This window comes from Achromobacter sp. NCFB-sbj8-Ac1-l (genome assembly GCF_052695805.1).
In genome coordinates this window covers 4915842-4927851 of the sequence record NZ_CP199812.1, presented here as the reverse complement: position 1 = coordinate 4927851, position 12010 = coordinate 4915842, and the positions used below count along the sequence as shown (strand labels likewise).

The following is a 12010-nucleotide window of genomic DNA, read 5'->3' as shown; positions in this document are numbered from 1 at the left end:
ACTCGATCATGATGAAAGGACAACTGGCCGGCCTGATGCGCCAGGCGCAGCAGATGCAGGAAAACATGAAGAAGGCGCAGGACGCCCTGGCCGAGATCCAGGTCGAAGGCGCCGCGGGCGGCGGCCTGGTCAAGGTCACCATGTCCTGCCGTCACGACGTCAAGCGCGTCGAGATCGATCCCTCGCTGCTGGCCGACGACAAGGACATGCTTGAAGACCTGGTTGCCGCCGCGTTCAACGACGCGCTGCGCAAGGCCGAGGCCACCTCCCAGGAAAAGATGGCGTCCGTTACCGCCGGCATGCCGTTGCCCCCGGGCATGAAGCTGCCGTTCTGATCGAACGCCCGGGCCGTCGCCGCATCCCGCGGCGCGGCTATTGCCGTCCGCAAGATTTCGCCGCGCCATGGATCCACTACTGCCCGAACCCGAACCGCTCGTCTCGTTGATCGAGGCCCTGCGGCGCCTGCCTGGCGTGGGCGTGCGCTCTGCCCGGCGCATGGCCTATCACCTGCTGCAGCACGACCCCCAGGGGGCCGACATGCTGGGGCGGGCGTTGGCGGGCGCGGTGCGTGACCTGCGTCATTGTTCGCGTTGCAACAGCTTCGCCGAAGAAGACGTGTGCGCCACCTGCGCCAACCCCAAGCGCGATCCTTCCCTGCTGTGCATCGTCGAAACGCCGGCCGACCAGAACATGATCGAGTCCAGCCACGGCTACCGCGGCCTGTACTACGTGTTGATGGGCCGGGTTGCGCCGCTGGAAGGCATCGGGCCGCGGGAACTGGATTTCGACCGTGTCATCCGCCGGGCGACCGACGGGGTGGTGCAAGAGGTCATCCTGGCCACCAACTTCACGGCCGAAGGCGAGACCACCGCGCATTTCCTGGGGGAAGCCCTGGGCGAACGCGGTCTGCGCGTGACGCGCCTGGCCCGCGGCGTGCCTGCGGGCAGCGAACTCGAATACGTGGACGCCGGCACCATCGCCTGGGCACTGATGGAACGCAAGACCACCTGACGTGCCCGCGTGGCGTTTGCCGGGCGAAGGTCGTGCCGTCCACGGGGCGCGCACAGGCCTTGGGGCGGCGGGGCGGGGCAGGGTATCCTGTACCGCTCGCAAATCGATCCGCGGCGCATGTACGGCGCGGACACCCACGAGGAAGACACCCATCATGTCAGCCCTGACCGGACTGAAAGTCCTGGAACTCGGCACGCTCATCGCCGGGCCGTTCGCCGCGCGCATCTTCGGCGAGTTCGGTGCCGACGTCATCAAGGTCGAAACCCCGCACGGCCCCGACGGTACGGGCGGCGGTGACCCTATCCGCAGTTGGCGCCACCTGCACGAAGGCAATTCGCTGTGGTGGACGGTACAGGCCCGCAACAAGCAATCCATCGCGCTCAACCTGAAGCACCCCGACGCCCGCGAGATCGCCCGCAAGCTGGCGCTGGACGCCGACGTGGTGGTCGAGAACTACCGCCCCGGCGTGCTGGAAAAATGGGGCTTGGGCTTTGAACAGCTGCGCGCCATCAACCCCGCCTTGATCATGGTGCGCCTGTCCGGCTACGGCCAGACGGGGCCGATGAAAGACCAGCCGGGCTTCGGCGCCATCGGCGAATCCATGGGCGGGCTGCGCTACGTGTCCGGCCATCCCGACCGGCCGCCGCTGCGCGTGGGCATCTCGATCGGCGACTCGATCGCGGCGCTGCACGGCGTGATCGGCGCGATGATGGCGCTGCGCCATCGCGATGCCACCGGCGGCCGCTGGAACGGCCAGAGCGGCGAGGCCTGCCGCGCCGGCCAGGGCCAGATGGTCGACGTGGCGCTCTACGAAGCGGTTTTCAACATGATGGAAAGCCTGGTGCCCGAATACGACGTGGCCGGCGTGGTGCGCGAGCGCACGGGCGGCGCGCTGCCCGGCATCGTGCCGTCCAACACCTACACCACCCGCGACGGCCAGAACGTCGTCATCGCCGGCAATGGCGATGCGATCTTCCACCGCCTGATGCGGGCCATCGGCCGCGATGACCTGGCCACGGACCCGGACCTGGTCCGCAACGGCGGGCGCGCCCGCCGCGTGGACGAGATCGACGGCGCGATCCAGGCGTGGTGCGGCGGCCGTGACATTGACGACGCGCTGAACACCCTGAAGGCGGCCGACGTGCCGGTCGGCAAGATCTACAGCGTGGCCGACATGTTCACCGATCCGCAGTTCCTGGCGCGGCGCATGATCGAGCAGCACCAGTTTGCCGATGGCCGTCCGGTCAAGCTGCCGGCGGTGGTGCCCAAGCTGTCCGAGACCCCCGGCGGCACCCGCTGGATCGGCCCCGCATTAGGGGAACATACCGAGGAAGTCCTGAAATCGCTGGGGTATGATTCAGCGGCTATCGACAAGCTGGCGCAGATCGGCGCTATCGGTAAGCCTGATCCCAAGGAGACAACACATGTCAGTCACACGCCGTGATTTGCTCAAGATGGCCGGCGCTGCCGGCGTCATGGGCATGGCCCCCGCCATCGTGCGCGCCCAGAAGCTGGAGAAGACCAAGGTCCAGATCGCCGTGGGCGGCAAACCCCTGATCTACTACCTCCCGCTGTCCATCGCCGAGGCCCGTGGCTACTTCAAGGACGAAGGCCTGGACGTGTCGATCGCCGACTTCGCCGGCGGTTCCAAGGCGCTGCAGGCGGTCGTGGGCGGCAGCGCCGACGTGGTCTCCGGGGCCTTCGAGCACACGCTGGCCATGCAGTCCAAGGGCCAGTTCTACCGCGCCTTTGCCTTGCAGGGCCGTGCACCGATGATCGGCGTGGGCGTGTCCAGGAAGAACATGCCCAACTACAAGGGCCCGGCCGACCTGAAAGGCAAGAAGATCGGCGTGACCGCGCCGGGTTCGTCCACCAACATGGTGGTCAGCTTCTTCCTGGCCAAGCACGGCCTGAAGGCCTCCGACGTGTCCATCATCGGCGTGGGCGCCGGCGCGGGTGCGGTCACCGCGCTGCGCAGCGGCCAGATCGACGCCATCTCCAACACCGACCCCGTGGTGTCGATGCTGGAAATGCCGGGCGACATCCAGATCATCGTCGACACGCGCACCCTCAAGGACACCCAGGACATCTTCGGCGGCAACATGCCGGCCGGCTGCCTGTATGCCCCGCAGGCGTTCATCGATGCCAATCCGAACACCACCCAGGCGCTGACCAACGCGCTGGTGCGCGCCGACAAATGGATCCAGAAGGCCGGCCCCGACGAGATCGCCAAGGTCGTGCCCGAAACCTACCTGCTGGGTGATCCGGCCGTCTACAAGGCCGCCATCGGCAAGAGCCTGGAAGGCCTGTCGCCCGACGGCCTGATCCCCGAAGACGGCGCCGCCACGGCGCTCAAGGCCCTGGCCGCTTATCAGGCGGACTTCGACGCCGCCAAGATCGACGCCTCCAAGGTCTGGACCAATGACTTCGCGCGCCGCGCCAACGAGAAATACCCCAATGGCTGAAGCCGCGCTTTCGCTGGAAAACATCAGCTGCACCTTTGTCTCCCGCGACGACCGCTCGCAGCGCTACACCGCCGTCAGCGACACGACCCTGGCCATCGCGCCCGGCGAGTTCGTGTCGGTGGTGGGCCCCACGGGCTGCGGCAAGTCCACCCTGCTCAACGTCAGCGCCGGCTTGCTGGCGCCGTCGTCCGGCCAGGTGAAGGTCTTTGGCCAGCCGCTGTCCGGCATCAATTCGCGGGCCGGCTACATGTTCCAGGGCGAGGCATTGCTGCCGTGGCGCAGCGCGCTGGATAACGTCGTGGCCGGGCTGGATTTCGCCGGTGTGCCGCGCGCCGAAGCCCTGGAACGCGGCCGCGAATGGATGCGCCGCGTCGGACTGGGCGGGTTCGAAGGCCGCTATCCGCACCAGATGTCCGGCGGCATGCGCAAGCGCGCCATGCTGGCCCAGACGCTGATCCGCGATCCCGACATCATCCTGATGGACGAACCGTTTTCCGCGTTGGACATCCAGACCCGCCAGCTGATGGAAAACGAGGTGCTCGACCTGTGGATGGCCAAGCGCAAGGCCGTGCTGTTCATCACGCACGACCTGGACGAGGCCATCGCCATGAGCGACCGCGTCGTGGTGCTGTCGGCCGGGCCGGGCACGCACCCCATCGGTGAATTCGCGATCGATCTGCCGCGCCCGCGCGACGTGGCCGAAGTGCGCAACAACCTGCGCTTCGTCGAACTGCATGCGGCCATCTGGGCCGTGCTGCGCGAGGAAGTGCTCAAGGGCTATGCCCAACAGAAGCGGGCCTGACCTATGTCCAAGTCGTTCAAACCCGGTTCCGCCAGCCTGCGCTTCTGGCAGTTGCTGCTGCTGGTCATCATCCTGGGCGTCTGGCATCTCGCCTCGCGCGATTCCAAGGTCGCCTTCTTCTTCGGCGAACCCCTGAAGGTCTGGGGCCGCATCTGGGCCTGGTTCGTCACCAACGCCGACATCTATACCCACTTGTGGGTCACGTTGACCGAAACGGTGCTGGCCTTCTTCATCGGCACCATCGCCGGCCTGGCTTTCGGCCTCTGGCTGGGCCTGTCGCCGCGCGCTAGCGCCATCCTGGACCCCTACATCAAGGCGGCCAACTCGATGCCGCGCGTGATCCTGGCGCCGATCTTCGGCATGTGGTTCGGGCTGGGCATCTGGTCCAAGGTCGCGCTGGCCGTGACGCTGGTGTTCTTCATCGTCTTCTTCAACGTCTACCAGGGCGTGCGTGAAGTCAGCCCGACCCTGCTGGACAACGCCCGCATGCTGGGCGCGCGCCAGCGGCAATTGCTGCGCCACGTCTACCTGCCGTCGGCCACCAGCTGGGTGTTCTCCAGCCTGCACACCTCGGTGGGCCTGGCCTTCGTGGGCGCGGTGGTGGGCGAATACCTGGGCTCGGCCAGCGGCGTGGGCTACCTGATCCTGCAGGCCGAAGGCACGTTCGACGTCAATACCGTGTTCGCCGGCATCGTGGTCCTGACGGCGTTCGCGCTGGTGCTGGACTACATCGTCGGCGTCGGCGAGAAACGGCTGATGAAGTGGCAGCCCAAGTCGGGCGAGACCGAAAAGCTCTGATCCGCTGCTTGTCGAGAAGCCCCATGAAAAAGCCCGGCCTGGCCGGGCTTTTTCATGGGCGTCGCGCACAGGGGGCGCGAGCCCGCGGGGTACTGATAATCGGCCTAGGCCTGCAGTGCGCGCTGGCTGCGCAGCCACGCGGTCAGGCTGTCGAACGCGTCCTGCGCGCCTTGCAGCGCACGCGCTTCGTGCCCCTGGGCGGCGCTGTCCAGATGCTGCAGGAAGCCCTTCCACAGCGCGCCGACCTCGTCGCCATAGCCGCGCAGGTAGCTCAGCGGCAGGGGCGGGGTCACGTCTTCCAGCCGCTTGGCCAGGAAGCGCCCGCCCAGTTGCGAGCCTTCCACTACATAGGCCACGCCCAGTGCATAGGCGTCGGCCTGGTCCGGCGCGGGGGCGTCGGCGCAGTGCGCAACCGGGGCCGCGTCGCCCGCCGCGTGCAGGTCGGCGCGGATCAGGGCGCTTTTGCCCGCGCGGGCCGGGGCGCGCAATTCGGCCGGCCATTCCAGCTGCCACAGGCGCTGTTCGACCGGTTCCAGCCAGCCCAGCAGGGCCCGCAGGTAGTTCAGGTAATGGGCGCGGCTGACGTCGCCGTCGGCCAACGCCAGGCCTTGGTCCAGGGTTTCGTGGCGTGCGCGGGTGCCGTCCCGCAAAACCTGGTGCACGGGGGAGATCATGCGAAGCTCCTTGAGGGTTTCAACAGGCCTGCGGCGCAACCGGCAGGTGCAGCGTCCAGCGCTGCGACTGCCGCTCCAGGCGCCAGCCCGATGCGGCGGCCAACAGCTCGATGTCGTGCGTATCGAACAGCTGCGGCGCGGTCGGTGCCTGGGGCATCGCTGAAAAATCCGCGTGCCAGGCCCGCGTGTCCGTAGCGTCCAGCGCCAGTTCGCCGCCTTCGGGCAGCCACGGCAGCATGCACAGCAGCCATGCCATCACCAGGTAGCGCGATGCGAACGCGGGCAGCTCGATCGCCCCGGCGTCCTCGGGCCAGCGCACCTGGCGCCTGGACCACATCAATTGCGAAAACAGCAGCTTGCGGCATTGGCGCAGCAGCGCATCGGCCGGCAGGCGGGCGCCATTGTCGATCAGCCACTGGTCCAGGTCGCGCACCACGTTGACGCTGTCTTCGAGCATGTGGTGCAGATCGCCCGCCAGGCGTTGGCAACGCTGCTGCAGGGCATCGGCGCTGGCGCCATCCGGCGCCTGGCGCAGCATGGCTACGGCCAGCGTGGCGTTGGACAGCGGCGCAAGGGTCTCGTGCCGCAGGACGGGAAAGATCTGCGCCAGGACCTTGAAGCGCACGCCGTCGGCGGCCAGGGCCGGCGCGGAAAGGGCCAGGGCGGAAGTATCGGCGTGCATGGGTGGCCTCAATCCGCCTGCCGCAGCACGTTCAGGAGTGCGTCGGGGTCGGCGGGTTTTTCGATCCAGCCGTTGAACAGGCGGGTGGCCTCTTCGTGGCGCTCGTGGCGGGCCAGGCCGCTCAGGGCATAGATGCGGGTCGACGTGCTGCGCTCGCGCAGCCGGCGGGCCAGTTCGTAGCCGTCCATGTCGGGCAGCAGGATATCGACCAGCACCGCTTGCGGGTCGAAGGCGGCGACCTGCGCCAGGGCGTCTTCGCCAGTGACGGCGCAGCGGGTTTCCAGGCCGGACAATGCCAGGAATTCGGCCAGCAGTTCAGAGCCCATTTCGTTGTCGTCGACCAGCAGGACGCGTAGCGAGCGCGCTTCGTTCAAATCATGTCTCCAGGATGCGGGTTGCGGGCGGCGCATCGGCGCCGCGCGGCAGAATAACAGTGAAAACCACCCGGCCGTCATGGCAGCCGACGGTGATCTCGCCATCGTGGTCGCGGACCACCTGTTCGGCAATATACAACCCCAGCCCCAGGCCATTGCGGTTGCGCGAATGGCCCATGGATTCCGGCTTGAAGGGCGAGAACAGATGCGCCATGACCTCGTCCGGTATCGGGGCGCCGTGGTTCACGACCGTCAGTTCGATGGCCTCGCCGTCCTGTCGCGCCGTCACGTGGATCGGCATGCGCGGTGCGCCGTGCTGGCGGGCGTTGCTCATCAGGTTGGTGACCACCTGGGCGATGCGGTCGGTGTCGGCCATCAGGGTCAGCCCGGGCTGTACGTCGGGTTCGATCAGCAGGCCGGGGTAGGCCTGGCGCTTTTCCTCGATCAGGCTGTTCAGCAGGTCGGACAGGCGGCATTCGCGCTTTTCGATGCCCAGCCCCATGCCGGCCTGCAGGCGCGACAGGTCCAGCACCTGCGAGATCAGGCGTTGCATCCGGCCGCTGGAATAGCGGATGCGCTCGCCCATGCGGGCGCCGGAATCCGTTTTCGACAGCAGCGTGGCCGCCATGGAAATGGATTGCAGCGGATCGCGCAGGTCGTGGCCCAGCATCGCCAGCAGCGCGGTGCGGGCGCGATCCACGTCGGCAGCGCGGCTGGTGGCGATGTGCGAGAGTTCGTCGCGCAGGTTGTCGGCCGCTTCCCGTTCGGCCGGCAGCCACGGTGCGCTGGTGTCGCGGGTGACTTCGCGCCACGCGTCGAACGAACCGCGCGGCGTCAGGCGCGGCCCCAGGTTGCCGACGGCGTATTGCTTTTCGGGCTTGCCGCCCCACACCACGGTTTCGATCTGCTCTTTGCGCAGCCAGATCAGCCAGCCGTTGTTCATGGGGTCGAACTTGCAGGCCAGGAGGCCCGCGTACGGCACCAGGTCGGTTTGCAGGTCGGGGTAGTCGCGCGCGATGTTGTGGGTGTGAACCAGCCGCTGGCCGCTCTGGTCCAGCGCGCACAGGATGCCGGCCAGTTCGCCGCGCGGCGCAATGCCGCCGAACACCGTCACGCTGTTGCCCCACAGGCACAGCGCGGCGTCGTTGGGGACGAGCGCGGCGGGCGTGTCCGGGCCGCCGGACAGCGCCAGGTGCACATTTTCCGAAGCCGACACGCGTTCTGCCAGGCGGCTGACCAGCGCGGCGCTGTGGCGCGCGTTTTCGGCGCGCTCGCTGCCTTCGATGTTGGCCAACGCCGCCGACAGCACCTGCGCCAGCGCCTCGCAGGCCAGCCGGGCGGGGTAGGGGATCTGGCGCGGGGAATGGTGATGGCAGGCGATCATGCCCCACAGCTTGCCGCCGATCACCAGCGACAGGCTCATGGAGGCGCGCACGCCCATGTTCGCCATGTATTCCAGATGAATCGGCGACACGCTGCGCAGCACCGAAAAGCTCATGTCCAGCGGCGGTTCGTCAGCGCTGTCCTGGCCCAGCACGCGCACGGGCTGGTATTGCGCGTCGGCAATCTGGCGCAGCGTATTCACCGTATACAGGCGTCGCGCCTGGGCGGGGATGTCGCCGGCCGGATAGCGCCGTCCGACCCAGTCTTCCAGCGTGGGGTCGCCCCGCCGCTCGGCCACGATTTCGCCGCTGTCGTCCGGATGAAAGCGGTAGGCCATGACGCGGTCAAAGCCGGTGGCGCGCTGTACTTCCTGCACCGTGCGATCCAGCAGGCTGGCGATGTCGCGTTGCACGCGGATGCGTTCGATGCCGCGGTAGATGCGCGCGGGGTCGGCGATGTCGGCAGCGTCACCGCGGCGTTCCAGTTCAAGCAGCGTCAGGCCGTCCCCGTTGCGGTGGGCAATGACGTCATAGGTATGTTCATTCAGCACCAGGGTCAGCGGATCGAACACCGGGTCGGCGCTGTCCAGCCAGACCGACAGGTAGTGCGACAAGCCCGGTGGCAGGGCGCCGGGTTCGCAGCGATAGCCCAGCGCAAGGGGTGTGCCCAGTACCTGCGGCGCGGTTTCGCTCGCGTAGCGCAGCACGCCCGCGGCGTCGAACGCGAGCAACGCGCCCAGGGGCTGGATGGCGCCCGGTACGTGGATCGGTTCGCTGTCGCAGTTTGCGAGCGTGACAGGCGGGTGGGACTGGGTAGGCGCATTCATTCTAGGCTTGTCCTGGGAGTGCGCAGTGTGCTGTCATTATGTCAAAGTTCTTGCGAATGTGTTCATTTGCTGCGCCTCGGACATTCGACGCTCAAAGGCGTTACGCGCTTGGGCGCCAACCGGTCTTAATCCCCTTACGGAGTTTTCATGGCGCGTCTTCCTTACGCCGATTTGTCTCATCCCGACGCGAAACCGCTGGTGGACCGCATCGTCGCCGAACGCGGCAGCGTGCTGCATCTGTACCAGATGCTGCTGCACAGCCCGGCCGTGGCCGGGGGCTGGCTCAATTACCTGACGTCCATCCGCCAATTGTCGTCGTTGCCGGGCGATATTCGCGAGCTTGTGATCATGCGGGTGGCGGTGATCAACGGCGCGCCCTACGAGGCCGACCAGCACGCGCCGATCGCCCTGAAAGAAGGCCTGACGCAAGCCCAGCTGGATGCCTTGCCCGATTGGCAGGCATCACAACGGTTCAGCGAGCGAGAACGCGCGGTCTTGGCCTATACCGACGCCATGACGCGCCAGGTGCAGGTGCCCGAAACCGTGTTCCAGGCCGCGCGCGCCGCGATGGGTTCGGACAAGCTGACGGTCGAACTGACCGCCACGGTGGCCGCCTACAACATGGTCTCGCGCTTCCTGGAAGCGCTGCAGGTGCATTCGCACGACCACCGCTGAAAACCGTCCGGGGGCGCCGCCCGCCGGACGGGGCGGGGCTCAGCCGCGCTGGGCCTCGATCAGCGCGTCCAGCTTGATGGCGTCAACCACGAACGCGCGAATGCCCTCGGACAGCTTGTCGCTGGCCATGGCGTCGTCGTTCAGCTGCGTGCGGAAGGCCACTTCGTCCGAGGCGATGCGGGCGATGTCACCGCTGACGGCATCGGCGCGCAACTGCGCCGGGGCGTCACCGTCGGTGGCCGCCAATTGGGTCAGCAGCTCGGGGCTGATGGTCAGGAGGTCGCAGCCCGACAGCGCCAGGATCTGGCCCACGTTGCGAAAGCTGGCGCCCATGATCTCGGTGGCGATGCCGAAGCGCTTGTAGTACTGGTAGATGCGGGTCACGGACTGCACGCCGGGATCGCGCGCGCCGGCATGGTCGGCTTCGACCCAGGCGGCGCCGGCGGCCTTCTTGTGCCAGTCGTAGATGCGGCCCACGAAGGGCGAAATCAGCTGCACCTGGGCGTCGGCGCAGGCCACGGCCTGCGGCAGCGAGAACAGCAGGGTCAGGTTGCAGCGCACGCCCTCGGCCTGCAGTGCGCGGGCGGCCTGGATGCCTTCCCAGGTGGAGGCGATCTTGATCAGGACGCGCTCGCGCGGCACGCCGGCCGCTTCGTACAGCGCGATCAGGCCGCGGGCGCGTTCGATCGTGGCGCGGGTGTCGAACGACAGGCGGGCGTCGACTTCGGTCGAGACCCGGCCGGGCACGATGTTCAGGATGGCGCGGCCGAATGCGACCAGCAGGCGGTCCATCAGTTCGGCGGTGGGGGCGCCGCGGTGGTCGCGGGCGGTCTTTTCCAGCAGCGGGCGATAGGCGTCCTGCTGCACGGCTTTCAAAATAAGGGACGGATTCGTGGTGGCGTCGGTGGGACGCAGCGCCTTCATCGCTTCGAAATCGCCGGTGTCGGCGACAACGGTGGTGTGATTGCGCAGGGCGTCAAGTTGGCTGGACATGGACAAAACGGGCTCACAACGTCAGGGTTGAAGGTGCCTTAGCGTATCACCGCCGACAGGCCAATTCTTCGATCCTGGCCTTATTTGGCGCGGTTTTCCGGGGAAAACGGCCGCTCAAGGTATAATTCGAAGGTTTGATTATCGATTCATAAAACCGGGGTTTACTGTGCTGCCGCAACTTTTTCCCGAGGGGATCAACCGCTTCCCTCCTGCAATTCTGGCTCTGGCGGACGGTACCATTTTTCGAGGCGTGTCGATCGGTGCGCCTGGGCATACCGTTGCCGAAGTGGTGTTCAACACCGCGATGACCGGGTACCAGGAAATTCTCACCGATCCCAGCTATAGCGGCCAGATCGTCACGCTGACCTATCCGCACATCGGCAATACCGGCATCAACGCCGAAGACGTCGAGGCGAACCGCGTCTACGCCGCCGGCCTGGTGGTCCGCGACTGTCCCGCCCGCGTGTCGAACTTCCGTTCCACGCAATCGCTGCCCGAGTACCTGTCTGCCCAGGGCATCGTTGCCATTTCCGGCATCGACACCCGCAAGCTGACCCGCATCCTGCGTGAAAAGGGCGCCCAGGGCGCCTGCATCTTTGTCGGCACCGACGCCGACCGCGCCGTCGAACTGGCCCGCGGCTTTGCCGGCATGGCCGGCCAGGACCTGGCCAAGGTCGTGTCCATCAAGTCCAACGCCACCTGGACCGAAGGCACCTGGCAACTGGGCGAAGGCTACACCCAGCCCGACCAGTCCAAGTTCCACGTCGTCGCCTACGACTTCGGCATCAAGTCCAACATCCTGCGCCTCCTGGCCGATCGCGGCTGCCGCCTGACGCTGGTGCCGGCCCAGACCAGCGCCGAAGAAGTGCTCAAGCTCAACCCCGACGGCGTGTTCCTGTCCAACGGCCCCGGCGACCCCGAGCCCTGCGACTACGCCATCGCCGCCACGCGCACGTTCCTGGACAAGAAGCTGCCCGTATTCGGCATCTGCCTGGGCCACCAGATCATGGGCCTGGCCGTGGGCGGCAAGACGCTCAAGATGAAGACCGGCCACCACGGGGCCAACCACCCGGTGCAGGACCTGGCTTCCAAGCGCGTCTTCATCACCAGCCAGAATCACGGTTTCGCGGTCGACGCGGCCAGCCTGCCGGCCAACGCGCGCGTCACGCACGTGTCGCTGTTCGACGGCACGCTGCAGGGCTTCGAGCTCACCGACCGTCCGGCCTTCTGCTTCCAGGGCCACCCCGAAGCCAGCCCCGGTCCGCACGACATCCTGGAGCTCTTCGACAAGTTCATCAGCCTGATGTCCGGCCAAAAGTAAAGATTG

At 67.1% G+C, this 12010-nt stretch carries 13 protein-coding genes; 8 read left to right on the top strand and 5 right to left on the bottom strand.

The features are described 5' to 3' along the window. Window positions 1-8 precede the first annotated feature (8 nt). The 6 genes from ACUDP5_RS22580 to ACUDP5_RS22555 all read left to right on the top strand — a co-directional run bounded on the left by ACUDP5_RS22580 (window position 9) and on the right by ACUDP5_RS22555 (window position 5076). On the top strand, window positions 9-335 hold the full coding sequence (locus ACUDP5_RS22580) for a YbaB/EbfC family nucleoid-associated protein (protein ID WP_025137446.1): 327 nt from the start codon (window positions 9-11) through the stop codon (window positions 333-335). A gap of 67 nt (window positions 336-402) precedes the next feature. Then, the gene (gene recR / locus ACUDP5_RS22575) at window positions 403-1011 is read left to right on the top strand and encodes a recombination mediator RecR (RefSeq protein WP_006385499.1); all 609 of its coding nucleotides are present in this window, start codon (window positions 403-405) and stop codon (window positions 1009-1011) included. A gap of 154 nt (window positions 1012-1165) precedes the next feature. After that, complete coding sequence (locus tag ACUDP5_RS22570) at window positions 1166-2455, top strand: CaiB/BaiF CoA transferase family protein (RefSeq protein WP_445657241.1); 1290 nt, start codon at window positions 1166-1168, stop codon at window positions 2453-2455. Then, window positions 2436-3476, top strand: coding sequence for an ABC transporter substrate-binding protein (locus ACUDP5_RS22565; RefSeq protein ID WP_445657240.1), 1041 nt, complete (start codon window positions 2436-2438; stop codon window positions 3474-3476). Before ACUDP5_RS22570 ends, ACUDP5_RS22565 begins: the two co-directional genes overlap by 20 nt. Continuing rightward, on the top strand, window positions 3469-4278 hold the full coding sequence (locus ACUDP5_RS22560) for an ABC transporter ATP-binding protein (RefSeq protein WP_263911480.1): 810 nt from the start codon (window positions 3469-3471) through the stop codon (window positions 4276-4278). The genes ACUDP5_RS22565 and ACUDP5_RS22560 overlap by 8 nt, the downstream gene beginning before the upstream one ends. 3 nt (window positions 4279-4281) lie before the next feature. After that, complete coding sequence (locus ACUDP5_RS22555) at window positions 4282-5076, top strand: ABC transporter permease (RefSeq protein ID WP_263911482.1); 795 nt, start codon at window positions 4282-4284, stop codon at window positions 5074-5076. Between the two features lie 104 nt (window positions 5077-5180). Here ACUDP5_RS22555 and ACUDP5_RS22550 read toward each other — a convergent pair whose 3' ends face one another. Genes ACUDP5_RS22550 through ACUDP5_RS22535 form a run of 4 tightly spaced genes read right to left on the bottom strand, consistent with a single transcriptional unit; the run spans window position 5181 to window position 9015 of the window. Further along, complete coding sequence (locus tag ACUDP5_RS22550) at window positions 5181-5750, bottom strand: biliverdin-producing heme oxygenase (protein WP_263911484.1); 570 nt, start codon at window positions 5748-5750, stop codon at window positions 5181-5183. 19 nt (window positions 5751-5769) lie between these two features. Continuing rightward, window positions 5770-6432 carry a hypothetical protein gene (locus tag ACUDP5_RS22545; protein WP_445657239.1) on the bottom strand — a complete coding sequence of 221 codons (663 nt, stop codon included), beginning with the start codon at window positions 6430-6432 and terminating at the stop codon, window positions 5770-5772. 8 nt (window positions 6433-6440) lie between these two features. Beyond that, entirely contained in the window at window positions 6441-6806 is a 366-nt protein-coding gene (locus tag ACUDP5_RS22540) for a response regulator (RefSeq protein WP_263911488.1), read from the bottom strand. Between the two features lies 1 nt (window position 6807). Next, complete coding sequence (locus ACUDP5_RS22535; protein ID WP_445657238.1) at window positions 6808-9015, bottom strand: ATP-binding protein; 2208 nt, start codon at window positions 9013-9015, stop codon at window positions 6808-6810. A 147-nt stretch (window positions 9016-9162) separates the two neighbouring features. Here ACUDP5_RS22535 and ACUDP5_RS22530 point away from each other — a divergent pair, with 147 nt between their 5' ends. After that, on the top strand, window positions 9163-9690 hold the full coding sequence (locus ACUDP5_RS22530) for a carboxymuconolactone decarboxylase family protein (RefSeq protein ID WP_263911491.1): 528 nt from the start codon (window positions 9163-9165) through the stop codon (window positions 9688-9690). A 39-nt stretch (window positions 9691-9729) separates the two neighbouring features. Here the strand turns inward: ACUDP5_RS22530 and tal are convergent, their stop codons facing one another. Continuing rightward, window positions 9730-10683, bottom strand: coding sequence for a transaldolase (gene tal, locus ACUDP5_RS22525; RefSeq protein WP_445657237.1), 954 nt, complete (start codon window positions 10681-10683; stop codon window positions 9730-9732). A 166-nt stretch (window positions 10684-10849) separates the two neighbouring features. On the opposite strand from tal, the gene carA reads away from it, so the two are divergent. After that, complete coding sequence (carA, locus tag ACUDP5_RS22520) at window positions 10850-12004, top strand: glutamine-hydrolyzing carbamoyl-phosphate synthase small subunit (protein ID WP_445657236.1); 1155 nt, start codon at window positions 10850-10852, stop codon at window positions 12002-12004. The last annotated feature ends 6 nt before the right edge of the window (window positions 12005-12010 follow it).

Coding starts and splice junctions, on each gene's coding strand:
- ACUDP5_RS22580 (WP_025137446.1), top strand. CDS start 9: ATGATGAAAGGACAACTGGCCGGCCTGATGCGCCAGGCGCAGCAGATG.
- recR (WP_006385499.1), top strand. CDS start 403: ATGGATCCACTACTGCCCGAACCCGAACCGCTCGTCTCGTTGATCGAG.
- ACUDP5_RS22570 (WP_445657241.1), top strand. CDS start 1,166: ATGTCAGCCCTGACCGGACTGAAAGTCCTGGAACTCGGCACGCTCATC.
- ACUDP5_RS22565 (WP_445657240.1), top strand. CDS start 2,436: ATGTCAGTCACACGCCGTGATTTGCTCAAGATGGCCGGCGCTGCCGGC.
- ACUDP5_RS22560 (WP_263911480.1), top strand. CDS start 3,469: ATGGCTGAAGCCGCGCTTTCGCTGGAAAACATCAGCTGCACCTTTGTC.
- ACUDP5_RS22555 (WP_263911482.1), top strand. CDS start 4,282: ATGTCCAAGTCGTTCAAACCCGGTTCCGCCAGCCTGCGCTTCTGGCAG.
- ACUDP5_RS22550 (WP_263911484.1), bottom strand. CDS start 5,750: ATGATCTCCCCCGTGCACCAGGTTTTGCGGGACGGCACCCGCGCACGC.
- ACUDP5_RS22545 (WP_445657239.1), bottom strand. CDS start 6,432: ATGCACGCCGATACTTCCGCCCTGGCCCTTTCCGCGCCGGCCCTGGCC.
- ACUDP5_RS22535 (WP_445657238.1), bottom strand. CDS start 9,015: ATGAATGCGCCTACCCAGTCCCACCCGCCTGTCACGCTCGCAAACTGC.
- ACUDP5_RS22530 (WP_263911491.1), top strand. CDS start 9,163: ATGGCGCGTCTTCCTTACGCCGATTTGTCTCATCCCGACGCGAAACCG.
- tal (WP_445657237.1), bottom strand. CDS start 10,683: ATGTCCAGCCAACTTGACGCCCTGCGCAATCACACCACCGTTGTCGCC.